This is a genomic window from Citrobacter sp. LJND-P06 (assembly GCF_058188415.1).
Map to the genome: position 1 here is coordinate 3,744,003 of NZ_CP187317.1, position 25,498 is coordinate 3,769,500.

Below are 25,498 nucleotides of genomic sequence, written 5' to 3' on the forward strand. Positions count from 1 at the left end.
AATCCTCTTTACACCTGATGGGGGAGAATTCTCAATGGAAACGCGTAAGCTGTCTGTAAGAGAAAAGATCGGTTATGGCATGGGTGACGCCGGATGCAATATCATCTTTGGCGCTATAATGCTGTTTGTTAACTATTTTTATACGGATATTTTTGGTCTGGCTCCGGCACTGGTCGGCGTGTTGCTGCTTTCTGTGCGCGTCATTGACGCCGTCACTGACCCGATTATGGGGGCTTTGGCTGACCGAACGCGCAGCAAATACGGGCGCTTTCGCCCCTGGTTACTGTGGATTGCCTTCCCCTATGCCCTGTTCAGCGTACTGATGTTCACCACGCCAGAGTGGAGCTACAACAGCAAGGTTATCTATGCGTTTGTCACCTATTTCCTGTTATCTCTCACTTACACCGCCATCAACATTCCTTATTGCTCTTTAGGCAGTGTTATCACCAACGACCCGAAAGAGCGCGTCGCCTGTCAGTCTTATCGCTTTGTCATGGTGGGTATCGCCACCCTGCTGCTGTCGCTCACCCTCTTGCCGATGGCCGACTGGTTTGGCGGCGAGAACAAAGCGAAAGGGTATCAGATGGCAATGACCGTACTGGCCTTTATCGGCATGTGCATGTTCTTGTTTTGCTTCGCCACCGTGCGTGAACGTGTGCGTCCGGCAGTTCCGACCAACGATGATTTAAAAGCAGACCTCAAAGACGTCTGGAAGAACGACCAGTGGGTTAAAATCCTGCTGTTAACCCTGTGCAATGTTTGCCCGGGGTTTATTCGCATGGCGGCAACCATGTATTACGTCACCTGGGTTATGCAACAGAGCACCCATTTCGCGACGCTGTTTATCAGCCTGGGCGTGGTCGGTATGATGGGTGGCAGTATGCTGGCGAAAGTGCTGACGGACCGCTGGTGCAAACTGAAGGTGTTTTTCTGGACCAACATCGTACTGGCGATTTTCTCCTGCGCCTTTTACTTCCTCGACCCGCACGCGACAACAATGATCGTCGTACTGTACGTACTGCTCAATATTCTTCATCAGATCCCGTCCCCGCTCCACTGGTCGCTAATGGCAGACGTGGATGACTACGGCGAATGGAAAACAGGTAAACGTATCACCGGGATCAGTTTTTCCGGCAACCTGTTCTTCCTGAAATTGGGTCTGGCGATTGCCGGGGCGATGGTGGGTTTCCTGCTCTCCTGGTACGGCTACGACGCCGGAGCGAAAGCGCAAAGTGAAAATGCCATCAATGGCATTATGCTGCTGTTCACCATCATTCCAGGCATGGGTTATCTGATAACGGCAGGCGTGGTTCGCCTGTTGAAAGTCGATCGCGAATTAATGCAGCAGATTCAGGCCGATCTGGAGAAACGTCGCATCAATTACCGCGAGCTCAACGAGTATCAGGACATTCAATCTGCTGAAACAGTAAGGAAAGCCTAATGCGCAGCTGGCCAAATCCATTTATTGAGCAACGCGCTGATCCGTTTATCCTCCAGGACGGCAACGATTACTACTTCATTGCTTCCGTCCCGGAATACGATCGCCTGGAGATCCGTCGGGCCGATTCACTGGAAGGATTGCGCGATGCCGCACCCGTTGTGGTGTGGCGCAAGCCAGAAAGCGGCCCCATGAGCGAACTTGTCTGGGCGCCAGAACTGCACCGCATTGCCAATAAGTGGTACATCTATTTTGCCGCCGCGCACACCCAGGCGCTCGACAGTTTGGGCATGTTCCAGCATCGCATGTTCGCCCTCGAGTGCACGAATGACGACCCACTCACTGGCGTTTGGGTGGAAAAAGGCCAAATCAAAACACCGTTCGACACCTTCGCGCTGGATGCCACCACGTTTAGCCATCAGGGGAAACAGTGGTATCTGTGGGCGCAAAAATCGCCGGACATCGCCGGAAACTCGAACATTTATCTCGCTGAACTGTCCAACCCGTGGACGCTCAAAGGTGAGCCGGTCATGCTCAGCAAACCCGAGTATGACTGGGAATGTCGTGGTTTCCTGGTTAACGAAGGCCCCGCCGTTTTACGACACGACGACACGCTGTTTATCAGCTATTCGGCCAGCGCCACGGATGAAAACTACTGTATGGGATTGCTGTGGATTGCGGCAGATGCCGATCCGTTGAACCCGGATAACTGGCAAAAATCACCGCATCCGGTCTTTACCACCAACAATGAAAACCGCCAGTACGGTCCTGGGCATAACAGCTTTACAAAAACGCCGGATGGGGAAGATGTGCTGATTTATCACGCACGTAACTACACCGAAATCGAAGGCGATCCGCTCTACGATCCGAATCGTCACACACGCCTGAAGTTAGTTCACTGGAAGGAAAACGGGATGCCTGATTTTGGCATCCCGCCTGCGGATACGATCTGAGTCGTTGCCCGGTGGCGTTAATGCTTACCGGGCCTACACGTTTTTCCATTGTAGGCCGGATAAGCGTTAGCGCCATCCGGCACAACGCTACACTAATGTCCCATAAATGGTGAGCAGTGCAATAACTACCACCACCACAAACGACGTCTTCTTCGCCATAGAAACCGCGGCTTTCGGCGTTTCTACTTTGCCCGTATGTGACTCCCGCGCCAGTGAGAACTGCGCCAGACGCGTCAGCACCTGATACTGCGAGGTGTGCAGATCTGCCAGCGAAGCAAACCAGGCTGGCAACGCCTTCTCTCCGTGCCCCAACAAGGCATAAACCACACCGGCCAGACGCACGGGGATCCAGTCCACCACATGCAGAATGGCATCAACTCCCGATTGCAAACGCTGATGCGGGTTTTGATAACGCGCCAGCCAGGATTGCCATGCGCGTAAAAAGGCGTAACCCATTAGCGTCACAGGCCCCCACGAACCACCGACAATAAACCAGAACAACGGAGCCAGATAGAACCGAAAGTTAATCCATAACAGCGCATTCTGCAGTTCACGCAGAAACTCTCGCTCATTGCACTCCGGTGGAACACCATGGATAAGCGTCAACTCGTTGGCCATCGCCTCACGCGCATGCGCGTCATCGCGAGAAGCCGCATTCAGATAGGCGTGATAATGCAGGCGAACTTTACCTGCGCCGACACAGAGCAGGCCGATCAAGATCCAGACCGCAAGCGTTGGGGCATTGAACAGTAAACCTTCCAGCGCGCGCAGCAGCAAAAAGGTGATGCCCATGGCAATCGCCGTCATTCCCAGCGTTCGCAGCATCGAAAAATGCTTAATGCGGCGAAAAAACGTCTCCAGCCGATGATCGAGGTGCCAGTGCTCACCCAGCTTAAACAGGCGCTCAACGATCAGCACCAATAATGTTGTAAACAGCGTCATGTCATCTCCTTGTGCGACGAGGGGGTGACCAGAGCGCGAAACTTCGCCCAGTCAAACGACGGGCCAGGATCGGTTTTCCGCTCAGGCGCGATATCGCAATGTCCGGTCATGTTGTTGGTTATTGCCGGGTAAAGCGCGATTAGCGTACGCGTCACTGCGGCCAGTTGCTGATACTGCTCATCGCTATAGGCCAACGTGTCAGTACCTTCCAGCTCAATACCGATGGAAAAATCATTACAGCGCTCACGCCCGTGATAGTTCGACACCCCTGCATGCCATGCTCGCTTATCGAAAGGAACATACTGAACGATTTCACCGTCGCGGCGAATCAGACAATGGGCAGAAACACGCAGGTGCGCGATCCCGGCAAAAAACGGGTGGGCATCAGGATCCAGAGTTCCGGTGAATAATGCATCAATCCAGGGGCCACCAAACTCACCGGGCGGTAAGCTGATATTGTGCACCACCAATAATGAAGGGATTTCGTCATCCGGGCGGCAATCAAAATGCGGAGAGGGGACGCGTCGCGCCTCTGCCAGCCATCCCTTGTCTAACAACATGCAAGATCTCCTTAAATGTGGTGCTGATATCCGGTTCAGAGTAGCATGTTTCTACCTTATGATTCGTTAGCAATTGGAGTTTTATCATGCCGCCTCGCCGCTATAACCCTGACTACCGACGTGACGCGCTGTTGGAACGCATAAATCTGGATATCCCTGCCGCTGTTGCCCAGGCGCTGCGCGAAGATTTAGGCGGAGAAGTTGATGCCAGTAACGATATTACCGCGCAACTTCTGCCAGAGAACACACGTTCTCACGCCATTGTTATTACGCGCGAAGACGGCGTATTTTGCGGCAAACGCTGGGTTGAAGAGGTCTTTATTCAACTGGCAGGCGACGATGTAAGCCTCACCTGGCATGTCGCAGATGGCGACAGCATCAAAGCCAACCAGCCGTTATTCGAACTTGATGGCCCGTCTCGTATCTTGCTAACGGGCGAACGCACCGCGCTCAATTTTGTTCAAACGCTCTCTGGCGTTGCCAGCGTGGTACGCGAATATGTCGATCTGCTTGCTGGCACAAATACCCAATTGCTGGATACACGCAAAACGCTGCCAGGTCTGCGTACTGCGCTAAAATACGCGGTACTTTGCGGTGGCGGCGCGAACCATCGGCTGGGTCTTTCTGACGCATTCCTGATCAAAGAAAACCACATTATTGCCTCCGGCTCCGTACGCCAGGCCGTTGAAAAAGCGTTCTGGCTGCACCCGGATGTTCCGGTAGAAGTCGAAGTTGAAAATCTGGATGAACTGGACGACGCGCTGAAAGCGGGCGCAGATATCATCATGCTGGACAATTTCGACACAGAACAAATGCGCGAGGCGGTTAAACGCACTAACGGTCAGGCGCGACTGGAAGTTTCAGGTAATGTGACCCATGAAACCCTGCGTGAATTTGCCGAAACGGGTGTCGATTTCATCTCCGTAGGCGCACTCACCAAGCACGTGCGCGCACTGGATCTCTCCATGCGTTTTCGCTAATCGCTGATTGCATAGCCCGATGGCGCGTCGCTTATCGGGCCTGGCATCCTCACTTCTTTTGTTGGCCGGATAACGCGGTTACGCCGTCCTCCGGCATTTCTTCGAGCCTCTTCGCAAATGCGCTGTCTGATTTTGAAACCAACATAAAAACGCCTGAACCCGCCTTCCCGTTTTGCTTTTTGCCTCTCGTATGCACAGCCCTGTGTTTGCCACAGTAGCGCCAGCTAACTCAAGGAGCAGACAATGGACAAGCAACGCGGCTTCACGCTTATTGAATTGATGGTTGTCATTGGCATCATCGCCATTTTAAGTGCCATTGGTATTCCGGCTTACCAAAACTACCTGCGTAAAGCGGCACTGACCGACATGCTGCAAACCTTCGTCCCCTATCGCACTGCGGTGGAGCTGTGCGCGCTGGATCATGGCGGAACAGATACGTGCAATGCCACGACCAATGGGATTCCCTCCCCTACGACCACTCGCTATATCTCAGAAATGCGCATCGCGAAAGGCGTCGTCACCCTCACCGGGCAAGAAAGCCTCAATGGTCTGAGCGTCACCATGACGCCTGGCTGGGATAACGCTAACGGTATTTCTGGCTGGACACGCGTTTGCGCAGCCCAAAATGACAGCGCATTACAGCAAGCCTGCGAAGACGTTTTTCGCTTTGACGCCAACTGAGGTTAAATAATGAAAGACGCTCAACTCCAGGCCTTGTGCCAGCGCCATCAGGCGGTACTCATCAATGTGGATAGCGATACTGTCCATATTGCCGTGGTCGACTCGCCCTCTCAGGGATTGTTGGATGCGCTGCGGTTCGCGACGCAAAAACGGATCGATCTCGCGTGCTGGACTCCACAACAGATGGAAAACCATCTGCACAAGCCCCAACAAGCGCCGTCAGCAGCAATCCCGGAAAGCAGCCCCACCGCCGCGGGATTGCTGCATCAAACCTTACAGACGGCACTGGCAAAACGCGCCTCTGATATTCACATTGAACCGTCTGAAAACCATTACCGAATCAGACTGCGCGTGGACGGCGTGTTACACACCTTGCCGAATATTTCGTTGGACACGGGTACGGCGCTGACCGCGAGACTGAAAGTGCTGGGTCATCTGGACATCGCGGAACACCGTCTCCCACAGGACGGGCAGTTCACCATCGAATTAACCGGTAGCGCAGTCTCATTTCGTATCGCCACGCTTCCCTGTCGGGGTGGAGAGAAAGTGGTGCTCCGCCTGCTACACCAGGTCAATCAGGCGCTGGACATAAAAACGTTAGGGATGCAGGAATCTCAATTAACCGACTTTATTCAGGCGCTACAGCAGCCGCAGGGACTGGTGTTGGTCACAGGCCCGACCGGGAGCGGAAAAACAGTCACACTCTACAGCGCGCTGCAAACACGCAACATGCCAGACCTTAACCTCTGTAGCGTAGAAGATCCTGTCGAGATCCCCATTGAAGGTCTCAACCAGACACAAATTCACCCTCGTGCGGGTCTCACCTTTCAGGGCGTATTGCGTGCGCTGCTGCGCCAGGACCCTGATATCATCATGGTTGGGGAAATCCGCGACGGAGAAACGGCAGAAATTGCCATTAAAGCAGCGCAAACCGGCCATTTAGTTCTCTCTACGCTGCATACCAACTCAACCATTGAAACATTGGTGCGTTTGCAGCAAATGGGCGTGGCGCGCTGGATGCTTTCCTCAGCGTTGACGCTGGTGGTTGCACAACGTCTGGTGCGAAAACTGTGCCCGCACTGTCGGCATACCACCGGAGATTCCATAACGCTCCCGGCCGCACTCTGGCCCACATGGCTACCGCGCTGGCAGGCGCCCGGTTGTGAACATTGCCACCATGGGTTCTACGGGCGAACGGCACTGTTCGAAGTCCTGCCCGTTACGCCTGCGCTCAGGCAACTCATTGCTAACGGAACTGACATTGAAACGCTTGAATCCCATGCCCAGCAGGCCGGTATGCGTTCGCTTTTCGACAATGGCTGCCAGGCCGTTGAACAAGGATTAACGACATTTGAAGAGTTGATCCGTGTTCTGGGTATGCCTCATGGCAGCTAAACAACTCTGGCGTTGGCAGGGACTTAACGACGAAGGCGTCGGTGCAGACGGTACGTTGTGGGCTGAGAACCGGGTATTGTTGCTTGTGGCTCTGGCGCAACAACGAATTACACCGCTTCGTGTCAGGCGCATAAGCGTGAAAACTGCCCAATGGCGCGCCGAAAAAACGGCAGAGCTTATCTACCAACTGGCAACGCTCCTCAAAGCCGGATTGACACTTTCTGAAGGGCTGATGTTACTTGCTGAGCAGCATCCCAGTGGACAATGGCGAGCATTGCTATACGTTCTGGCTCATGACCTGGAACAGGGAATACCGTTTTCCAGCGCGCTGTCACAATGGTCAAATGTCTTTCCCCCGCTCTATCAGGCGATGATTCGTACCGGAGAATTAACGGGTAAGCTTGATGAATGCTGTTTTGAACTGGCCCGCCAACAAAAGGCGCAGCAGCTACTGACGGAAAAAGTGAAAAAAGCGCTGCGCTATCCCATCATCATTTTAACCATGGCGGTACTGGTGGTTCTCGCCATGCTGCACTTTGTTCTGCCGGAATTTGCGGCCATCTATAAAACATTTAATACACCGCTACCCACCCTGACGCGGGGAGTGATGGTATTCGCTGATTTTATAGCGTCCTCGGGATGGGTGCTGGCGTTGCTTTGTGTTGTGTTAGCGGTTGCAAATACGCTGCTACGGCGAAAACCTTCCTGGCAGATCGTGTGCCAGCGCCTTCTGCTGCGAACACCGATGATTGGTCGTCTGGCACGGGGACAGAAGCTCACTCAAATCTTTACCATTCTGGCGCTGACGCAAAGTGCGGGCATCACTTTTTTACACGGGCTGGAGAGTGTGAGGGAAACAATCGTTTGCCCCTGGTGGTCGCAACAACTGACGCAAATTCAACACGACATTACTGCGGGGCACCCCATCTGGCTGGCGTTCAAAAATGCCGGAGAATTTAGTCCATTATGCCTGCAACTGGTGAGAACCGGAGAAGCCTCTGGCTCGCTGGATACGATGTTGCATAACCTTGCCCGACATCACAGTGAAAATACGCTCTCCCTGGCAGATAACCTGGCGGCACTACTGGAACCCATGCTGTTGGTGATAACCGGGTTAATTATAGGAACGCTGGTGGTGGCAATGTATTTACCCATTTTCCATCTCGGGGATGCAATGAGTGGAGGGTAGTGAGAGGCTGGCGCTGAATGTAGCGCCAGCACAGGCGATTACAGGCTATTGAAAACGCGGTTTTCTTGTTCCTGAACGCGAATAAAGGTGGTGCGTTTGGTCAGTTCTTTCAGACGGGATGCCCCAACGTAAGTACAGGCTGAACGTAAGCCGCCCAGGATATCACGCGCGGTGTTTTCAACCGGGCCACGCAACGGCAGCTTAACGGTTTTACCCTCTGCGGCACGGTATTGCGCAACGCCACCTACGTGGCGAGTCATTGCTGACTCAGAACTCATACCGTAGAACAGCATGAACTTTTCGCCGTTCTCTTCAACAATTTTCCCGCCGCTTTCTTCATGACCCGCCAGCATTCCGCCCAGCATCACGAAGTCTGCGCCACCGCCAAAGGCTTTGGCAACATCGCCTGGCATCGTACAACCGCCATCACTGACAATCATGCCGCCCAGACCATGCGCCGCATCGGCACATTCAATCACAGCAGAAAGCTGCGGGTAGCCCACGCCGGTTTTCACTCGGGTTGTGCATACAGAACCCGGGCCAATCCCAACCTTCACGATATCCGCGCCGGAAAGCACCAGTTCTTCACACATTTCACCGGTGACCACATTACCTGCACAGATGGTTTTTGTAGGCCATGCTTCACGCGCTTTCGCCACAAACCGGACGAAATGTTCAGAGTAACCGTTTGCCACATCAATGCAGATAAAGTTCAGTGCCGGGTTCAACGCCAGAATCTGATTCGTTTTCTCAAAATCAGCATCAGAAGTCCCGGTAGAAACCATCACGTGCTTAATGACATCTGCAGATGCTTCACTGACAAATGCGCTCCAGTCTTCAACGGAGTAGTGCTTGTGAACGGCGGTCAGAATACCGAAAGAGGCCAAAGCGGTAGCCATCGAAAATGTGCCAACGGTGTCCATATTCGCAGCAATAACCGGGACGCCAGACCAGGTCTGACCTGAGTGTTTAAAGGTAAATTCACGTTCCAGTTCAACATCGGAACGACTTTTGAGAGTAGAACGCTTAGGGCGGATAAGAACGTCTTTGAAACCTAACTTCAGATCTTCTTCGATACGCATGTGCGGATTCCTGGGGTTAATGGCTATTAGAATGAGAGCACAACTCCAGTGACGCTATCATACGCACTAATCATGGCTTCGCAAGACTGCGAAATTCTCTTTTTTTACGCTACAATCCCATAAATTTACCTGGCGAACAGTGGGCAAGCCCCACAACAGCCTCGCCTTCGCATGTTTAACTTTTAACCATTTGATTATCAAAATCAATTTCCCGGGATCGAATTATATGAGGTATACGGTAGCCTTAACGGGCGGCATCGGCAGTGGTAAAAGCACCGTTGCAAATGCATTTGCTGACCTCGGAATCAACGTAATTGATGCAGATATTATTGCCCGCCAGGTGGTTGAACCCGGCCAACCTGCCCTTAACGCGATTGCGGAACATTTTGGTTCAGGCGTTATCGCTGCGGACGGTTCGCTGCAACGACGGGTTTTGCGCGAACGCATATTTGCCGCCCCAGAAGAAAAGTCCTGGCTAAACGGCTTGCTGCACCCGCTCATCCAGCAGGAAACCCAGCGGCAATTTCAACAAACCACGTCGCCTTATGTGCTTTGGGTGGTGCCGCTGCTGGTTGAGAACGCGCTCTACAAAAAGGCCGATCGCGTACTGGTGGTCGATGTTACCCCGGAGACACAGCGCCTTAGAACCATGCAACGCGATGATGTGACGCGTGAGCATGTTGAACAAATTCTGGCTGCCCAGGCAACGCGTGAAGCACGTCTTGCCGTGGCGGACGATGTTATTGATAATAACGGCGCGCCGGATGCCCTTGCATCGGATGTCGCACGCCTGCACGCGCACTATTTACAGCTTGCGTCGCAGTTTGTCTCACAGGAAAAACAGTAATGCACACCCAGGTCCTTTTTGAACACCCTCTCAATGAGAAGATGCGTACATGGCTGCGCATTGAATTTCTGATTCAACAACTCTCCGTCAAACTCCCTATTGCCGATCATGCAGGGGCACTGCATTTCTTCCGCAACATCGGCGACTTGCTGGACGTGTTTGAGCGGGGTGAAGTGCGCACAGAACTTCTCAAAGAACTTGAGCGCCAGCAGCGTAAGCTTAAGGCCTGGATGGAAGTGCCTGGTGTAGATCAAAATCGAATCGAATCCCTTCGCCAGCAATTAAAAACGGCTGGTAGCATTTTGATTTCAGCGCCGCGAATTGGGCAGGAACTGCGTGAAGATCGCCTCGTCGCTCTGGTTCGTCAGCGCCTGAGCATTCCTGGCGGCTGCTGCAGTTTTGATCTGCCAACGCTGCACATCTGGCTGCATCTACCGCAATCGCAACGTGATGCTCAGGTTGAAACATGGCTTACCAGCCTGAGTCCACTTAACCAGGCGTTGACGCTGATCCTGGATCTGATCCGTAACTCCGCGCCTTTCCGTAAGCAAACCAGTCTGAACGGTTTCTATCAGGATAACGGTGACGATGCAGATCTGTTGCGTCTGCAACTGATGCTGGACTCACAGCTTTATCCGCAAATTTCAGGGCATAAAAGCCGTTTTGCGATCCGTTTTATGCCGCTGGACAGTGAAAATGGACTGGTTCCTGAACGCCTGGACTTTGAGCTGGCATGTTGTTAAGAAGTGAGTTTAAGGAGCGAAAATGTCTGAACAAACCATCGTTAACTGCCCAACCTGCGGTAAAAGTGTTGTCTGGGGCGAAGTCAGCCCATTTCGTCCGTTCTGTTCCAAACGCTGTCAGTTGATTGATTTAGGTGAATGGGCAGCCGAAGAAAAACGCATTCCCAGTTCTGGCGATATGTCAGAGAGTGATGAATGGAGCGAAGAACAGCAGTAAATCTGCTGCTGTTCTGTCGGCGGGTAACCGCCCTTGTTTGCCGGATGGAGGCTGCGCCTTATCCGGCCTGTGGCCTACATATTCTGCTTTAACTTCGTGATAACCGGTTCATTCGCCGGAGGAAAATCTTTCGCATCCAGCTCGCTCTGCGCAATCCACTGCCCCGGTTGTCCTTCCCTTCCCCACGGCTCCCCTTCCCAGCTTTCGACCAGCCAGAACCAGAGGGTGATATGCCTGTCCGGGAACTGGTATTCCAGCGTATCAAATAAGGCCGCGCCTTGTGGCGTAATGCCTACTTCTTCCTGTAGCTCACGGATCATCGCTTCTTCGGCTGATTCACCCGCTTCAATTTTACCGCCAGGAAATTCCCATTTATTTGCCATATGAGCATCAGCGGCGCGTTGAGTAATGAAGATCTCCCCCGCGTCGTTGCGAATAATGCCCACCGCGATTTGCAGTATTTTCATATTATCTCGTCCATAAAAAAGGCGCAGATATCTGCGCCTTTATCGTTTTTATTCAGACCTTAGCTCAGACGACCATGGCACTGTTTGTATTTTTTACCGGAACCGCAAGGGCATGGATCATTACGACCCACTTTACGGTCGCCCGTTTGCGCAGCCAGCTCTTCTGCCACGGCGGAATCATCGTCTTTATGGCTCAGTTGTTGCATTTGCGCCAAACGTTCAGCTTCTTCACGACGCTGCTGTTCCATGGCTTCAACCTCTTCCGGCATGCGAACCTGAACTTTGCTCAGCGTACTGATCACTTCGTATTTCAGTGACTCCAGCATAGAGGCAAACATGGCGAAAGATTCACGTTTATATTCCTGCTTCGGATCTTTTTGCGCATAGCCACGCAGGTGGATACCCTGACGCAAGTAATCCATCGCCGCCAGGTGCTCTTTCCACAGCGAATCGAGTGTTTGCAGCATAACGCCCTTCTCGAAGTGGCGCATCATTTCTGCACCGACCACCTCTTCTTTGCGCTGATACACATCGATAGCATGCGCCAGGATACGTTCACGCAGCGTTTCTTCGTGCAGTTCAGGTTCTTTATCCAGCCACTCTGAAATCGGCATGTCGAGATCAAAATCGTTTTTCAGGCGTTCCTGCAATCCAGGAACATCCCACATCTCTTCCAGCGACTGAGGCGGAATATAGGCATCGATGGTGACTTTGAACACATCTTCGCGGATGCTGTTGATGGTTTCGCTTACGTCACTCACATCCAGCAGTTCATTACGCTGGCTGTAGATAGCACGACGCTGATCGTTCGCCACATCATCATATTCCAGCAGTTGCTTACGAATATCGAAGTTACGGCTTTCCACTTTACGCTGGGCGTTAGCAATCGCTTTAGTTACCCACGGGTGCTCAATGGCTTCACCCGGTTTCATGCCCAGTTTGCGCATCATGCCTGAAACACGGTCAGAGGCGAAGATACGCATCAGCGCATCTTCCATCGACAGGTAGAAACGGGAAGAACCGGCGTCACCCTGACGACCAGAACGGCCACGGAGCTGGTTATCGATACGACGAGATTCGTGACGCTCGGTACCAATGATGTGTAAACCGCCCGATGTCAGCACCGCATCATGACGCACCTGCCAGTCTGCTTTAATCTGTGCAATCTGTTCCGGCGTTGGGTTTTCAAGCTCGGCCACTTCTGCCTGCCAGCTCCCCCCCAGCACGATATCAGTACCACGACCCGCCATGTTAGTCGCGATGGTCACAGCAGCCGGGTAACCCGCCTGTGCAACGATCGCCGCTTCGTTGGCGTGGAATTTGGCGTTCAGAACGTTATGTTTGATACCGGCTTTCACCAGCTCGTTAGAAACCACTTCGGATTTCTCAATAGAGATAGTACCGACCAGCACCGGCTGACCATTCGCAGTACGCTCTTTGATATCTTCAATAATCGCCTGAATTTTTTCCGCTTCCGTCATGTAGACCAGGTCCGGCATGTCTTTACGGATCATCGGACGGTTGGTCGGAACCACAACGGTATCCAGCTTGTAGATAGAGCTAAATTCAAATGCTTCGGTATCTGCTGTACCGGTCATACCGGCCAGTTTCTCGTACAGACGGAAGTAGTTCTGGAACGTAATGGAGGCCAGCGTCTGGTTTTCGTTCTGGATATCCACGCCTTCTTTCGCTTCAACGGCCTGGTGTAAACCGTCTGACCAGCGACGCCCCTGCATGGTACGACCGGTGTGTTCGTCAACGATGATAACTTCACCGTCTTTCACGATGTAGTCGACGTCGCGGGTGAACAGCACGTGTGCACGCAGTGCGGCGGTGACGTGGTGCATCAGCATAATGTTGCCCGGAGAGTACAGTGACTCACCTTCGTCCATGATGCCTTCGTTCACCAGCAGTTCTTCAATCAGTACCAGACCACGTTCGGTCAGGTTCACCTGGCGGGCTTTTTCATCAACGGAGAAATGGCCTTCACCCTGAAAGGTGTCGGAGTCTTCTTTTTCCTGGCGCACCAGGCGCGGGATGATTTTGTTCACTTTCTTATACATTTCTGAGCTGTCTTCAGCCGGGCCAGAAATGATAAGCGGCGTACGTGCTTCATCGATCAGGATGGAGTCCACCTCATCCACCAGCGCGTAATGCAGTTTACGCTGAACGCGTTCTTCAGGGCTGAACGCCATGTTGTCGCGCAGGTAGTCAAAGCCGTATTCGTTGTTGGTGCCGTAAGTGATATCCGCCGCGTATGCTTCACGTTTTGCCGGCGCAGGCAGGCCAGACATGTTGATGCCGACGCTCATGCCGAGGAATTCAAACAGTGGGCGGTTATTTTCGGCGTCACGCTGTGCCAGATAGTCGTTCACGGTCACTACATGCACGCCTTTACCGCTTAATGCGTTCAGGTAAGCAGGCAGCGTTGCGGTCAGCGTTTTACCTTCACCGGTACGCATTTCTGCGATGCAGCGGTCGTTAAGAACCATACCGCCTAGCAACTGAACGTCAAAGTGACGCATCCCGAAGACGCGTTTACTGGCCTCGCGGACAACCGCAAAGGCTTCCGGAATCAGGCTTTCCAGGCTTTCACCTTTTTCCAGACGAGCACGGAACTCTACTGTTTTCGCTTTCAGTTCGTCATCGGAGAGTTTTTCCATCTCCGGTTCCATGGCATTAATCACGCCGACTACTTTGCGCATACGACGCAACGTACGATCGTTACGACTACCGAATACTTTCGTTAATAATTTGATTAGCATAATAATAAAATCTCAAACGCCCCGCGAAGCGAAGTCATAAAAATGAATTAAAGGTTTTGTTGTTGTTAGCTGAGGCGTTGAGGGCCGGCACGTATTCCCTGCGCCTGGCTAATCCAGACGGAAACGTTAAATACGGCCTGAGGCGTAAAATGGGCGTACGCCAATTGGCGCACGATCGCAGGCGGTTGGCTTTCCTGAGTCAGCATGGCGCTGAGCGTATTCAGTAAAGCAAGATGATGCGCCTGGAGCGGTAACGGTTCTTCAGCAACGGGCAGCGCTTGCGGTGCCATTGCGAAGGAAAGATGGCGTATAACCGTTCGAATCGCATGTTGGTGCCAGTAATCGACGGTAAAATTCGGGCGACGGTTGGTGGCTTCCAACAACGCAAGCTGGCTAAAGTTTACTTTCGCAGATTGATCGTGGTTGCTGGCTGTCGCTTTTGCTGGCGTATTAGGCTCGGTGTTACTGAGAGCGGGCAGGCCAAAGCTCGCCGCGACCATCCCCAATAAGAGATGCGGCCAGAAGTACCGTCTGCCTAACTGTCGCCAGCGCGTCAGTATTCCACTCACTCAATGTCACCTTTGAAGCCCGGCTATCAGGCTTATGCTTTCTAAACGTTATTTTTGCGCACAAATCTTATCACTAATACCGCTGTACTACAGCAGGAATGACAAATAGCGAAGGGTAAAAATGCTTAAGAAAGCAGCGAACGCGCTGCATTTCGATTCAGCAACACATAAAAATCGCTTCAGAAAAAATGACGGGCACGCTACAAAAAAAACGACTGGCTTACCTGGCCGGAGAGAGTGCCAGATTAACCAGTCGAATTTATGCGACAGGGTGTGTCGTTATGCCAGCACAGTCGAAGGCGCTTTGAAAGCCAACGGCAGTTCTGCGTCGTCCTGGAAGGTCACAAATTCCCAGGCTTCCTGTTTCGCCAGGACTGCCTGTAGCAGTTTGTTATTCAGTGCATGACCGGATTTATACGCGGTAAATGCACCGATAATGTTGTGACCACACATGAACAAATCACCGATAGCATCAAGCATTTTGTGACGAACAAATTCATCTTCAAAACGCAGGCCGTCTTCGTTCAATACGCGATAATCGTCAACAACGATGGCACAATCGAAGCTGCCGCCCAGGCACAAACCACGGGACTGCAGATATTCGATATCACGCATGAAGCCGAAAGTACGCGCACGGCTGATCTGGCGCATGAACGCGTCAGCAGAGAAGTTCATCGCATAGCGCTGTGTACTGGAGTCGATAGCCGGATGGTTAAAGTCGATGGTGAAATCCAACGTAAAACCATTGTACGGCTTGAACTCAGCCCACTTGTCGCCATCTTCGACACGAACAGTCTCTTTGATGCGTACAAATTTTTTGGCGCTTTTCAGTTCTTCAATACCGGCATCAAGCAGCAGGTAGACGAACGGAGCAGCACTGCCATCCATGATCGGGATTTCCGGCGCATTGACTTCGATAACAATGTTATCGATGCCCAAGCCCGCCAGAGCAGCGTTAAGGTGCTCAACGGTTGAAATCCGTACATCATGCTCATTAACCAGACACGTACAGAGCATGGTATCACGCACAGATTTGGCATCGGCCGGGAAATCTACCGGTGGATTCAAGTCGGTGCGACGATAGATGACCCCGGTGTTGGCCGGCGCAGGGCGTAATGTCAGGGTGACTTTTTTGCCGGTATGTAAACCGACGCCAGTCGCCTGAACGATACGTTTAAGTGTCCTTTGTTTGATCATCGTATAATCTCGCCAAATTACCTATCCAACCGAAGTGTACTATACATTCGGCGGGTCAGTTTAGCACAAAGAGCCACGATACCCAAATTCCAGCTAATTCTTAGTCAGCTTGCTTGCGCAGGAACGCTGGGATATCGAGATAATCCGGCTCTTTCGTGGTTTGCGGCGTGTTGTCGTTAACCACTTTAGCAACCGGTTTTTGCTCTTGCGTCAACGGCGCCATGCCGTGCTGCTGGTAGCGATCCATCACTGGCTGCTGCACCTGCTTATTGGTGACCAGGGTGATTTCCGGACGTTTGTCCATACCAATTCCAGTGGCAACAACGGTAACACGCAGTTCGTCATTCATATCCGGGTCAAGAGATGTACCGATAACCACGGTGGCATTATCCGAAGCGAATGCACGGATAGTGTTACCCACGGTTTCAAACTCATCCAGACGCAGATCGAAGCCCGCCGTAATGTTGACCAGTACGCCGCGAGCGCCAGACAGGTCGATATCTTCCAGCAGCGGAGAAGAGATAGCCATTTCAGCCGCTTCTTCCGCACGGTCTTCGCCGCTCGCCACGCCAGAGCCCATCATTGCATAACCCATTTCGGACATCACGGTGCGTACGTCTGCAAAGTCGACGTTCATCAGGCCAGGACGGGTGATCAGCTCTGCGATACCCTGTACCGCGCCTTTCAGCACGTCGTTTGCTGCGCCAAATGCGTCCAGCAGGGAGATACCGCGTCCCAGCACTTTCAGCAGTTTGTCGTTCGGGATAGTGATCAGAGAGTCCACATGTTTGGACAACTCGGTGATACCCTGCTCCGCGAATGCCATACGCTTCTTGCCTTCAAAGTTGAAGGGCTTAGTCACGACAGCGACGGTCAGAATACCTAAATCTTTTGCGACTTCAGCAACCACTGGCGCTGCACCGGTACCGGTACCGCCACCCATGCCTGCTGCGATAAACACCATGTCTGCCCCGTCAAGCGCTGCACGCAGAGCTTCGCGATCTTCGTCCGCCGCATTGCGACCGACTTCCGGGTTTGCCCCCGCCCCCAGACCTTTGGTAATACCGCTACCGATCTGAATGGTCTGGCCAACAGCAGTTTTACGCAACGCCTGAGCGTCGGTATTGACTGCGAAGAATTCAACACCTTCAATGCGCTCGCGCACCATGTGCTCAACGGCATTACCGCCGCCGCCACCGACGCCGATGACTTTAATCACCGCGTCGTTGGTCAGTTCCATAGGTTCAAACATAGTTTCTCTCCGTTTTGTGCCTGTCGCCTGAGACCGTTAATCTTCTCCGGTCTCATAAAAATTAAAACTCTTTTCGCAGCCAGCTATTAAGTCGCTTGATCCACGAGCCAACTGAAGCCGTAACACGTTTTTCTACTTCTGCTTCGCCACTCAAATGGGACTCTTTCCCGTAGTGAAGCAACCCCACCGCCGTTGAATAATACGGCTCCTGAGCATAATCCGTCAGTCCGGTGATATTCAGCGGCGCACCAATACGCACCTGCGTATGGAACACGCGCTGGGCGCAGGCTGCAAGGCCTTCAATTTGCGCCGCGCCACCGGTTAACACAATCCCCGCCGCCAGATGATGTTTCACACCCTGCTGGCGAAGCTGTTCTTGTAATTGCAGTATCTCTTCGTTGACCAGATTGAGCAGTTCGGTATACCGCGGCTCAATCACCTCTGCGAGCGTCTGACGCTGCAGGCTGCGCGGCGGTCGCCCACCCACGCTGGGGACTTCCACGCTTTCGTCTTTCCCAACGATGGAGCCTAACGCACACCCGTGGCGCACTTTAATGGCTTCGGCGTCGCTCGGCGGCGTACCAAAGGCATAGGCGATATCACTGGTCACTACGTTTCCTGCGTAAGGTATTACTTTGGTATGGCGCAACGCCCCGCCAGTATAAACGGCGATATCCATTGTACCACCACCAATATCCACTACGCAGACGCCCAGTTCACGTTCATCTTCCGTCAACACGGAATAACTGGCCGCCAGTCCGGCAAATATCAATTGGTCAACTTTCAGGCCACAACGTTCCACGGCTTTGACAATGTTTTTCGCCATATCGTTGTGGCACGTAATCAAATGCACTTTTGCCTGCATACGTACGCCGGAAAGACCGACCGGATTTTTGATGCCTTCCTGGTAGTCAATCGCGTACTCTTGCGGAATAACGTGCAGAACACGATGTTCATCACGAACACGAACCGACTTTGCGGTGTGCACCACGTTTTCCACATCTTCCTGCGTCACTTCTTCTTCGGAAATCGGCACCATACCGATTTCATTCTGACAGCTAATATGCTTCCCAGAAAGCGCCAGATACACCGAGGAGATCTGGCAATCTGCCATCAGTTCAGCCTGGTCAATGGCGCGCTGTACGCACTTTACCACTGACTCAAGGTCGTTCACTCCGCCTTTATCCATACCGCGCGACGGGCAACTGCCCACCCCAATGATATTGACTATACCATCGGGCAGAACTTCCCCTACTAAAGCGGCAACCTTCGCGGTGCCAATCTCCAGTCCAACTACCAGTTTTCTGTCCGTCGCCTTGATCATTGTTGTTCTGCCTGTGCCTGATTCTGTTGCTGATTAGATTCCTCAGGAGGCAAGGGAACCCACCCTACTGCCGCTCCTGAGTCATAACGCAAATCAACGTAGCTAATCCGTTTGCCATCGGTTTGCGCCTGCTGCTGTAAAACCGGGTAGAGTTCTACAAAGCGAGCCAAACGTTTCATGGTGTCGCCCCGACCCAGATTGAGCTTAATATCGTTATTCAGCGTCAACTGCCAGGAACGACGAGCGGTCATTGCCGCTTCCTTCAGGGTGAATCTATCCTTAGCCAGCACCTGCCCCATTTCACGGTAACCTTGCAACACTTCACTCGCGCTGCCTTCCGGGCCGTATAACATGGGTAAAACCTGCTTGCTGGTCCGATCGGTGGGCACACTGAAGGCATTACCTTCCGTATCCACCATATGCTGATCATTCCAACGCGCAATCGGCACATATTCAACCAGATGAATCTTCAATTCATCAGGCCACTGTTTTCTGACACTCGCCTGTTTGATCCATGGCAAACGTTCAATCTGACTCTGAATGATGTTCACGTCCTGGGTCATAAAGGTACCCGGCGCCCCGAGAGCCAGAATTGACTGTCGGATATCATCATTGCGCGTGTAATGCCGATCGCCGGTCAGCACCAGTTTCGACAAGGGTAAACGCTGCGCATCTTCCATCCAGCCCAACACCACCCAGCCGCTGACAAACACGGTGCACAACACTGTCAGCAGGAAAAGAATACCTGCAAGACGCGTTCCATTACTGCGGCGTGAAGATGAGAGTTCTTCTTCACTGTTTCGCGTGTTCAGCGCAGCCTGCGACATATCAGTCCGCCAACTCCAGAATTCGTACCACCAACTGCGAGAAGCTCATGCCCGCCTGACGTGCCGCCATAGGCACCAGACTGTGGCTGGTCATACCCGGAGAGGTATTGGCTTCCAGCAGATAAAACTGGCCATCGCTGTCCTTCATGACATCGATACGACCCCAACCTTTGCAGCCCAGCGCGGCCCACGCTTTCAGGACTAATGCCTGTAACGCAGCCTCTTGATCCACTTCCAGACCAGCAGGACAGAAATATTGTGTCTCATCAGACAGATACTTCGCCTCATAATCATAGAAGGTTCCAGCGGGTTGGATACGAATTGACGGTAAAATTTCTTCACCGAGCATCGCTACCGTAAATTCTGGACCGCTGAGCCATTTTTCAATCAATACTTCTTCATCATGATGAAAAGCCAATGCTAATGCGTTTTGCAAAGCATTATGTTCTTCAACCTTCGACATTCCCACGCTGGAGCCTTCACGGCTCGGCTTCACAATCAGCGGTAAACCCAATGCGGAAATTTGCGCCATGGTCTCATCGCTAAGCCCTTTTTCGAACTCAGCGCGCGTTAACGCCACCCACGGTGCGACCGGTAATCCAGCCCCTTGCCACAGCAATTTGCTGCGCAGTTTATCCATTGAAATGGCAGACGCCATCACGCCACTACCGGTGTACGGCAGGCCAATCAGATCCAGCAGGCCCTGCAACGTACCATCTTCACCGCCGCGCCCGTGCAGCGCAATAAACACCTTCTGAAAACCCATCGATTTCAGAAGGGTGATGTCAACCTCTTGCGGATCCACCGGATGCGCATCCACGCCGCCTTCGCGTAACCCTGCCAACACGGCGGCGCCGGAGTTCAGCGATACTTCACGTTCAGCGGAGGTTCCCCCCAACAAGACCGCAATCTTATCAGCCATGTTGTTCTTCCTCCTGAGTTTGCGGCTTCAGTTTGATTTCAGCTAAGGAACGTGCGATTTTGCCGATATTTCCCGCACCCTGTACCAGAATCAAATCGTTGCCGGTTAATACCGGTGCCAGCATTTCCGCCACCTGAGCAGGATCAGACACCAGAATCGGGTCAATCTTGCCGCGCCCACGAATAGTGCGGCACAGTGAGCGGCTATCTGCGCCAGGGATCGGTGTCTCTCCCGCCGCATAAACGTCCAGCATCAGTAGCGTATCAACCTGGGTCAATACGTTGGCGAAGTCATCGTACAGATCGCGCGTACGCGTGAAACGGTGCGGCTGGAACAGCATAACCAGATTTTTGTCCGGCCAGCCCGCGCGCGCGGCTTTGATAGTCGCATCAACTTCCGTTGGATGGTGGCCGTAATCATCGACCAGCATCGCCGTACCGGCTTTACCGTTTACCGGCTCAAGCGGGAACTCACCAAGAACATCGAAACGGCGTCCTGTCCCCTGGAAGCTCTCCAGCGCACGCAGGATTGCCTCGTCTTCAATATCTTCTTCCGTTGCCACCGCCACGGCAGCCGCCGCGTTCAGTGCATTATGGCGACCCGGCGCATTCAACGTTACGCGCAGCGCAGGTTTGTCCTGGCGCAGTAGCGTGAAATGCCCCTGCGGACCAATCTGCTGATAGTCTTCAATACGCACATCCGCGTCATCGCTAAAACCGTAGGTCGTGGTCTGACGCCCCACACGCGGCAGCAGCTCACGGATCACCGGGTCATCAACGCACATCACTGCACGACCATAAAACGGCAAATTGTGCAGAAAATTAATGAACGTCTGCTTTAAGTTTTCGAAGTCGCCCTGGTAGGTATCCATATGGTCAGCTTCGATGTTAGTGACAATCGCCACCATCGGCTGTAAATGCAGGAACGACGCGTCGCTCTCATCAGCTTCAGCAATCAGATAACGGCTATGGCCGAGACGCGCATGTACGCCCGCCGCTTTTACCAGACCCCCGTTCACAAAGGTCGGATCGAGGCCCGCTTCAGCATAAATACTGGAAACCATTGCCGTGGTGGTGGTTTTACCATGCGTTCCGGCAATGGCGATGCCATGACGAAAACGCATTAATTCCGCCAGCATCTCTGCACGGCGAATCACCGGAATACGCGCTTCATGCGCGGCAACAATCTCCGGGTTATCCGCCGAAATAGCGCTGGAAACCACTACCACGCTCGCATCACGGACGTTCTCCGGGCGATGGTTGAAAAAGATCGTGGCACCCAGACTCGTTAACTGTTGCGTAACCGGATTCGGCGCCAAATCGGAACCACTGATCTGATACCCTTCATTGGCCAAAACTTCGGCAATACCGCCCATGCCAGCACCACCGATGCCAACAAAGTGAATATGCCGAACGCGACGCATTTCAGGCACGATGGAACGCAGTTTCGCCAATTGTTGTGTATTCATTCTTTACGCCATTAACTTCAAAATTTCATGCGATGCAAAAGGCACCGCCACAATTACACCCGGGCAGCCCGGCTCACTTCATTTGCGACTCGTTCTGTGGCATCAGGTATCGATGCAGCGCGAGCACGCTCTGCCATGGTGAGTAACGTTTCTCGCGACCACCCGGAAAGGGTGCTGGCGACGGCATCCACGGTAAACTGTGGCTGCTCGAGAATTTTGGCTGCGCCCGCTTTTTCCAGCGGCAGCGCATTCCAGTACTGCTGTCTGTCTTTATGCTGAAAGGGCACAAACAGCGCAGGAAGCCCCGCGGCAGCAATTTCACTCACGGTTAATGCGCCCGAACGACAAACGACAACATCCGCCCACGCGTAAGCGCCAGCCATGTCGTCAATAAACTCCGTCACCTTATGCTGCGGTTGCCCCGCCTGTGCATAAGCGTCTTCAACCGTCTGCTGCGCGCCTTTACCGCTCTGATGCCAGATAGTGACCGCATCACCCAGTTTTGCGGCAACCTGCGGCAGCGTCTGGTTCAGCACGCGGGCGCCCTGAGAGCCGCCAACCACCAGCAGACGAACCGGGCCTTCACGCCCCGCCAGACGCTCCTGCGGCAGAGGCAGCGCCAGCACGTCCGTACGCACAGGATTCCCCACCACTTCCGCTTTCGGGAAGGCGCCAGGAAAAGCCTGCATAACCGTGGTTGCTATTTTCGCCAACCATTTATTGGTCAAACCGGCAATACCGTTCTGCTCATGCAGCACCACCGGGATCCCTAACGACCAGGCGGCAAGACCGCCGGGGCCTGAAACATAGCCACCCATGCCCAGCACCACGTCGGGTTTGAACTGTTGCATGATGGCGCGCGCCTGACGCCAGGCGTTAAAAATACGCAGCGGGGCGGCAAGCAATGCCTTGATCCCTTTACCACGCAAACCGGAGATACGAATGAAGTCAATCTCAATGCCATGTTTTGGCACTAAATCCGCTTCCATACGATCGGCGGTACCCAGCCAGCGAACCTGCCAGCCCTGGGCCATTAAATGGTGAGCAACGGCCAATCCCGGGAACACATGTCCGCCGGTACCGCCTGCCATCACCATTAACCGCTTCGGTTGACCACTCATCGTGAACCTCGTGTAAACGCCTGCGCTTTTTCCAGACGCGTTTCATAATCAATACGTAACAAAAACATAATGGCTGTCGACATAATCAACAAACTCGAACCACCATAGCTGATCAGCGGCAGCGTCAGACCTTTGGTCGGCAGCATACCGGCAGCCGCGCCAACGTTGACAAGTGCCTGGAAACTAAACCAGATACCGATCGAACAGGCGAGAAAACCGGAGAAACGGTGGTCAATTTCCAGCGCTTTACGTCCAATCGACATCGCGCGAAAAGCGACGAAGAATACCATTAAAAGTGCCAATACCACACCGATATAACCCAGTTCTTCCCCAATAATGGCGAAGATAAAGTCGGTATGCGCCTCCGGCAGGTACTCCAGTTTTTGGACCGAATTGCCCAGTCCTTGCCCCCAGACCTCACCGCGACCAAATGCCATCAGCGATTGCGTCAACTGGTAACCGCTGCCAAAGGGATCTTCCCAGGGGTTCCAGAAAGAGGTCACACGGCGAATACGATAAGGCTCGGCGAGGATCAGCAGAACAACCGCCGATATCCCCATCCCGATGATGGCAATGAACTGCCACAGTTTCGCCCCGGCAAGAAACAGCATCGCCAGCGTGGTGACAAATAACACCACCACCGTACCGAGGTCAGGCTGCGCCAGCAAAAGCACCGCCAGCACCAGGATCACGCCCATCGGTTTTAAGAAGCCGCGCAGGTTATTACGTACCTCGTCAACCTTACGCACCAGGTAGTTCGCGAGGTAGCAGAACAGCGACAGCTTGGTGAATTCCGCTGGCTGAATACGCAGCGGCCCCAGCGCAATCCAACGCGATGCCCCGTTAACGGAACTCCCCACTACCAGTACGATCAGCAGCATGATGATCGACGCAATCAGCATCGTGGTGCTGTACTTTTGCCAGAACTCCATCGGTAAACGCAGCGTGACCATCCCCAGACAAAATGCCAGGAAGATATACAGCGCATCACGCTTGGCAAACAGGAACGGATCGTTCGCCAGCCTTTGCCCCACGGGCATCGACGCTGACGTCACCATCACGAAACCAATCGCCGCCAGTCCCAGGGTTAGCCACAACAACATACGGTCGTACATTATCAGGCTGTCCGCGTCTTTCTCACGCGAAGCCATCACCCAGCCCTTAAGCGCAGCAAAGCCCCATGCCAGGAGTCCAAATCCCGGCAGGCGCGGCATTCTCAGGCGAGGCAGAGAGAAGCGCATCAACCCAACTCCTTCGCCAGGCGGGTAAATTCATCCCCCCGCTGCTCAAAATTCTTGAACTGATCGAGGCTGGCGCAGGCAGGTGACAACAGCACCATATCCCCCGACTTCACGCGAGGCGCTACCAAACGCATCGCCTCTTCCATCGTTTCCGTCAGTTCAGCGACGTCCGGACGCAGTTCCGCCAGTTGCGCGCCGTCACGGCCAAAGCAGTACAGACGAACACGATCGCCGTTCAAATAACGTCCCAGCGAAGAGAAATCCGCTGATTTGCCATCTCCACCGAGCAACAGATGCAGCGTGCCATCGACATGCAGGCCATTCAACGCCGCTTCAGTACTGCCTACATTGGTCGCTTTAGAATCGTTGATCCAGCGAACACCGTTATGCTCCAGCGCCAACTGGAAGCGATGCGCAAGACCGGTAAACGTCGTTAACGCTTTCAGGCTGCTGGCGCGCGGTAATCCTGCTGCGTCCGCCAGTGCCAGCGCCGCCAGCGCGTTGGTGTAGTTATGCTGACCGGAAAGCTTCATCTCTTTCACGTTCAGTATTTTTTCGCCTTTGACGCGCAGCCAGGTTTCGCCCTGCTGACGGTTTAGGTGATAGTCACCCATATTGACGCCAAAACTCACACAGCGCTCATCCGCACCGCGTACCGGCATGGTTAGCGCATCATCGGCATTGACCACGCACACTTTCGCATTCTCGTACACACGCAGTTTCGCCGCGCGGTACTGTTGAAGACCAAATGGATATCTGTCCATGTGGTCTTCAGTCACGTTGAGAATCGTGGCGGCAACGGCCTGTAGACTGGAGGTGGTTTCCAGTTGGAAACTGGACAGTTCAAGCACATAGAGTTCGCGATCGTCATCCAGCAGCATCAGGGCCGGCAGGCCGATATTGCCGCCCACACCGACGTTAACGCCCGCCGCTTTCGCCATTTCGCCAACCAGCGTCGTTACCGTGCTTTTACCGTTCGACCCGGTGATCGCCACGACGGGAGCCTGCGCTTCGCGACAAAACAGCTCAATGTCGCCGACAATTTCAATGCCCGCATCAGCGGCGGCACGGAGTGAAGGATGCGCAAGGGCAATCCCAGGGCTGGCAACCACCAGATCCGCCGCCAACAGCCACTCGTCGTTCAGGCTGCCAACGTGGCGTTCAACCGCTTCAGGTAATTTATCCAGCCCCGGCGGCGTCGCGCGGGTATCCATCACACGCGGCGTCACGCCACGCGCGAGGAAAAAGTCCACGCAAGAAAGTCCGGTGAGACCCAGACCAATGATGACGACGTTTTTACCCTGGTAATCAGCCATGA

At 53.4% G+C, this 25,498-nt stretch carries 24 protein-coding genes; 9 read left to right on the forward strand and 15 right to left on the reverse strand.

Features of this window, described 5'->3' with window-relative positions; translation table 11 throughout:
• Window positions 1-34 precede the first annotated feature (34 nt).
• Window positions 35-1,441 (forward strand): glycoside-pentoside-hexuronide (GPH):cation symporter, encoded by a 1,407-nt coding sequence (locus tag ACO7SM_RS17740; protein WP_490468601.1) that lies wholly within the window; start codon window positions 35-37, stop codon window positions 1,439-1,441.
• Window positions 1,441-2,391, forward strand: a complete 951-nt coding sequence (locus ACO7SM_RS17745; protein WP_490468602.1) for a glycoside hydrolase family 43 protein — start codon at window positions 1,441-1,443, stop codon at window positions 2,389-2,391. The genes ACO7SM_RS17740 and ACO7SM_RS17745 overlap by 1 nt, the downstream gene beginning before the upstream one ends.
• A gap of 87 nt (window positions 2,392-2,478) precedes the next feature.
• Here ACO7SM_RS17745 and ampE read toward each other — a convergent pair whose 3' ends face one another.
• Together ampE and ampD are read right to left on the reverse strand one after the other, a co-directional pair.
• Window positions 2,479-3,333, reverse strand: a complete 855-nt coding sequence (ampE, locus tag ACO7SM_RS17750; protein ID WP_490468603.1) for a beta-lactamase regulator AmpE — start codon at window positions 3,331-3,333, stop codon at window positions 2,479-2,481.
• Window positions 3,330-3,893: a 1,6-anhydro-N-acetylmuramyl-L-alanine amidase AmpD gene (ampD, locus tag ACO7SM_RS17755; RefSeq protein ID WP_192611097.1), complete on the reverse strand. Its 564-nt coding sequence runs from the start codon at window positions 3,891-3,893 to the stop codon at window positions 3,330-3,332. The genes ampE and ampD overlap by 4 nt, the downstream gene beginning before the upstream one ends.
• 86 nt (window positions 3,894-3,979) lie before the next feature.
• Between ampD and nadC the strand changes: the two genes are divergently transcribed.
• The 4 genes from nadC to hofC all read left to right on the forward strand — a co-directional run bounded on the left by nadC (window position 3,980) and on the right by hofC (window position 8,138).
• Window positions 3,980-4,873, forward strand: a complete 894-nt coding sequence (nadC, locus tag ACO7SM_RS17760; protein WP_490468604.1) for a carboxylating nicotinate-nucleotide diphosphorylase — start codon at window positions 3,980-3,982, stop codon at window positions 4,871-4,873.
• Window positions 4,874-5,116: 243 nt separating this feature from the next.
• Entirely contained in the window at window positions 5,117-5,554 is a 438-nt protein-coding gene (ppdD, locus tag ACO7SM_RS17765) for a prepilin peptidase-dependent pilin (RefSeq protein WP_490468605.1), read from the forward strand.
• Window positions 5,555-5,563: 9 nt separating this feature from the next.
• Window positions 5,564-6,949 (forward strand): type II secretion system protein GspE, encoded by a 1,386-nt coding sequence (gene gspE / locus ACO7SM_RS17770; RefSeq protein ID WP_490468606.1) that lies wholly within the window; start codon window positions 5,564-5,566, stop codon window positions 6,947-6,949.
• The gene (gene hofC / locus ACO7SM_RS17775) at window positions 6,939-8,138 is read left to right on the forward strand and encodes a protein transport protein HofC (RefSeq protein ID WP_490468607.1); all 1,200 of its coding nucleotides are present in this window, start codon (window positions 6,939-6,941) and stop codon (window positions 8,136-8,138) included. Before gspE ends, hofC begins: the two co-directional genes overlap by 11 nt.
• A 38-nt stretch (window positions 8,139-8,176) precedes the next feature.
• On the opposite strand, the gene ACO7SM_RS17780 is transcribed toward hofC, so the two are convergent.
• The gene (locus tag ACO7SM_RS17780; protein ID WP_490468608.1) at window positions 8,177-9,220 is read right to left on the reverse strand and encodes a GMP reductase; all 1,044 of its coding nucleotides are present in this window, start codon (window positions 9,218-9,220) and stop codon (window positions 8,177-8,179) included.
• A 226-nt stretch (window positions 9,221-9,446) separates the two neighbouring features.
• Here ACO7SM_RS17780 and coaE point away from each other — a divergent pair, with 226 nt between their 5' ends.
• From coaE to yacG, 3 genes are read left to right on the forward strand one after another with little or no spacing between them, the layout of a single operon-like run.
• On the forward strand, window positions 9,447-10,067 hold the full coding sequence (gene coaE / locus ACO7SM_RS17785) for a dephospho-CoA kinase (protein WP_490468609.1): 621 nt from the start codon (window positions 9,447-9,449) through the stop codon (window positions 10,065-10,067).
• Window positions 10,067-10,810 (forward strand): cell division protein ZapD, encoded by a 744-nt coding sequence (gene zapD / locus ACO7SM_RS17790; protein WP_490468610.1) that lies wholly within the window; start codon window positions 10,067-10,069, stop codon window positions 10,808-10,810. Before coaE ends, zapD begins: the two co-directional genes overlap by 1 nt.
• Window positions 10,811-10,832: 22 nt before the next feature.
• A complete protein-coding gene (gene yacG, locus ACO7SM_RS17795) occupies window positions 10,833-11,027 on the forward strand; it encodes a DNA gyrase inhibitor YacG (protein WP_490468611.1) in 195 nt (64 codons plus the stop codon).
• A gap of 74 nt (window positions 11,028-11,101) precedes the next feature.
• On the opposite strand, the gene mutT is transcribed toward yacG, so the two are convergent.
• The 12 genes from mutT to murD form a co-directional block, all read right to left on the reverse strand.
• Window positions 11,102-11,494: an 8-oxo-dGTP diphosphatase MutT gene (gene mutT, locus ACO7SM_RS17800; RefSeq protein ID WP_490468612.1), complete on the reverse strand. Its 393-nt coding sequence runs from the start codon at window positions 11,492-11,494 to the stop codon at window positions 11,102-11,104.
• Between the two features lie 59 nt (window positions 11,495-11,553).
• On the reverse strand, window positions 11,554-14,259 hold the full coding sequence (gene secA, locus ACO7SM_RS17805) for a preprotein translocase subunit SecA (protein ID WP_490468613.1): 2,706 nt from the start codon (window positions 14,257-14,259) through the stop codon (window positions 11,554-11,556).
• Between the two features lie 65 nt (window positions 14,260-14,324).
• Window positions 14,325-14,828, reverse strand: a complete 504-nt coding sequence (secM, locus tag ACO7SM_RS17810) for a secA translation cis-regulator SecM (RefSeq protein ID WP_490468614.1) — start codon at window positions 14,826-14,828, stop codon at window positions 14,325-14,327.
• Window positions 14,829-15,107: 279 nt separating this feature from the next.
• Window positions 15,108-16,025, reverse strand: coding sequence for a UDP-3-O-acyl-N-acetylglucosamine deacetylase (gene lpxC / locus ACO7SM_RS17815; protein WP_162381022.1), 918 nt, complete (start codon window positions 16,023-16,025; stop codon window positions 15,108-15,110).
• A gap of 100 nt (window positions 16,026-16,125) precedes the next feature.
• Window positions 16,126-17,277, reverse strand: coding sequence for a cell division protein FtsZ (gene ftsZ / locus ACO7SM_RS17820; RefSeq protein ID WP_003018753.1), 1,152 nt, complete (start codon window positions 17,275-17,277; stop codon window positions 16,126-16,128).
• A gap of 61 nt (window positions 17,278-17,338) precedes the next feature.
• The gene (ftsA, locus tag ACO7SM_RS17825) at window positions 17,339-18,601 is read right to left on the reverse strand and encodes a cell division protein FtsA (RefSeq protein WP_192611085.1); all 1,263 of its coding nucleotides are present in this window, start codon (window positions 18,599-18,601) and stop codon (window positions 17,339-17,341) included.
• On the reverse strand, window positions 18,598-19,428 hold the full coding sequence (gene ftsQ, locus ACO7SM_RS17830; RefSeq protein WP_192611084.1) for a cell division protein FtsQ: 831 nt from the start codon (window positions 19,426-19,428) through the stop codon (window positions 18,598-18,600). Before ftsQ ends, ftsA begins: the two co-directional genes overlap by 4 nt.
• Before the next feature lies 1 nt (window position 19,429).
• A complete protein-coding gene (locus ACO7SM_RS17835) occupies window positions 19,430-20,350 on the reverse strand; it encodes a D-alanine--D-alanine ligase (protein ID WP_490468615.1) in 921 nt (306 codons plus the stop codon).
• Window positions 20,343-21,818 (reverse strand): UDP-N-acetylmuramate--L-alanine ligase, encoded by a 1,476-nt coding sequence (gene murC / locus ACO7SM_RS17840; RefSeq protein ID WP_490468616.1) that lies wholly within the window; start codon window positions 21,816-21,818, stop codon window positions 20,343-20,345. The genes ACO7SM_RS17835 and murC overlap by 8 nt, the downstream gene beginning before the upstream one ends.
• 53 nt (window positions 21,819-21,871) lie before the next feature.
• The gene (gene murG, locus ACO7SM_RS17845; RefSeq protein WP_490468617.1) at window positions 21,872-22,939 is read right to left on the reverse strand and encodes an undecaprenyldiphospho-muramoylpentapeptide beta-N-acetylglucosaminyltransferase; all 1,068 of its coding nucleotides are present in this window, start codon (window positions 22,937-22,939) and stop codon (window positions 21,872-21,874) included.
• A complete protein-coding gene (ftsW, locus tag ACO7SM_RS17850; protein WP_203358928.1) occupies window positions 22,936-24,180 on the reverse strand; it encodes a cell division protein FtsW in 1,245 nt (414 codons plus the stop codon). Before ftsW ends, murG begins: the two co-directional genes overlap by 4 nt.
• Window positions 24,180-25,496: a UDP-N-acetylmuramoyl-L-alanine--D-glutamate ligase gene (gene murD, locus ACO7SM_RS17855; protein ID WP_490468618.1), complete on the reverse strand. Its 1,317-nt coding sequence runs from the start codon at window positions 25,494-25,496 to the stop codon at window positions 24,180-24,182. The genes ftsW and murD overlap by 1 nt, the downstream gene beginning before the upstream one ends.
• Window positions 25,497-25,498: the final 2 nt, after the last annotated feature.

Excerpts from the sequence above, each read along its gene's own strand:
- secA (WP_490468613.1), bottom strand. The coding sequence starts at position 14,259 with ATGCTAATCAAATTATTAACGAAAGTATTCGGTAGTCGTAACGATCGT.
- mutT (WP_490468612.1), bottom strand. The coding sequence starts at position 11,494 with ATGAAAATACTGCAAATCGCGGTGGGCATTATTCGCAACGACGCGGGG.
- ampE (WP_490468603.1), bottom strand. The coding sequence starts at position 3,333 with ATGACGCTGTTTACAACATTATTGGTGCTGATCGTTGAGCGCCTGTTT.
- ppdD (WP_490468605.1), top strand. The coding sequence starts at position 5,117 with ATGGACAAGCAACGCGGCTTCACGCTTATTGAATTGATGGTTGTCATT.
- nadC (WP_490468604.1), top strand. The coding sequence starts at position 3,980 with ATGCCGCCTCGCCGCTATAACCCTGACTACCGACGTGACGCGCTGTTG.
- ampD (WP_192611097.1), bottom strand. The coding sequence starts at position 3,893 with ATGTTGTTAGACAAGGGATGGCTGGCAGAGGCGCGACGCGTCCCCTCT.
- ftsQ (WP_192611084.1), bottom strand. The coding sequence starts at position 19,428 with ATGTCGCAGGCTGCGCTGAACACGCGAAACAGTGAAGAAGAACTCTCA.
- ACO7SM_RS17780 (WP_490468608.1), bottom strand. The coding sequence starts at position 9,220 with ATGCGTATCGAAGAAGATCTGAAGTTAGGTTTCAAAGACGTTCTTATC.
- murD (WP_490468618.1), bottom strand. The coding sequence starts at position 25,496 with ATGGCTGATTACCAGGGTAAAAACGTCGTCATCATTGGTCTGGGTCTC.
- hofC (WP_490468607.1), top strand. The coding sequence starts at position 6,939 with ATGGCAGCTAAACAACTCTGGCGTTGGCAGGGACTTAACGACGAAGGC.
- ACO7SM_RS17835 (WP_490468615.1), bottom strand. The coding sequence starts at position 20,350 with ATGGCTGATAAGATTGCGGTCTTGTTGGGGGGAACCTCCGCTGAACGT.
- yacG (WP_490468611.1), top strand. The coding sequence starts at position 10,833 with ATGTCTGAACAAACCATCGTTAACTGCCCAACCTGCGGTAAAAGTGTT.
- gspE (WP_490468606.1), top strand. The coding sequence starts at position 5,564 with ATGAAAGACGCTCAACTCCAGGCCTTGTGCCAGCGCCATCAGGCGGTA.
- ftsW (WP_203358928.1), bottom strand. The coding sequence starts at position 24,180 with ATGCGCTTCTCTCTGCCTCGCCTGAGAATGCCGCGCCTGCCGGGATTT.
- ftsA (WP_192611085.1), bottom strand. The coding sequence starts at position 18,601 with ATGATCAAGGCGACGGACAGAAAACTGGTAGTTGGACTGGAGATTGGC.
- ACO7SM_RS17745 (WP_490468602.1), top strand. The coding sequence starts at position 1,441 with ATGCGCAGCTGGCCAAATCCATTTATTGAGCAACGCGCTGATCCGTTT.
- lpxC (WP_162381022.1), bottom strand. The coding sequence starts at position 16,025 with ATGATCAAACAAAGGACACTTAAACGTATCGTTCAGGCGACTGGCGTC.
- murG (WP_490468617.1), bottom strand. The coding sequence starts at position 22,939 with ATGAGTGGTCAACCGAAGCGGTTAATGGTGATGGCAGGCGGTACCGGC.
- zapD (WP_490468610.1), top strand. The coding sequence starts at position 10,067 with ATGCACACCCAGGTCCTTTTTGAACACCCTCTCAATGAGAAGATGCGT.
- coaE (WP_490468609.1), top strand. The coding sequence starts at position 9,447 with ATGAGGTATACGGTAGCCTTAACGGGCGGCATCGGCAGTGGTAAAAGC.
- ACO7SM_RS17740 (WP_490468601.1), top strand. The coding sequence starts at position 35 with ATGGAAACGCGTAAGCTGTCTGTAAGAGAAAAGATCGGTTATGGCATG.
- ftsZ (WP_003018753.1), bottom strand. The coding sequence starts at position 17,277 with ATGTTTGAACCTATGGAACTGACCAACGACGCGGTGATTAAAGTCATC.
- murC (WP_490468616.1), bottom strand. The coding sequence starts at position 21,818 with ATGAATACACAACAATTGGCGAAACTGCGTTCCATCGTGCCTGAAATG.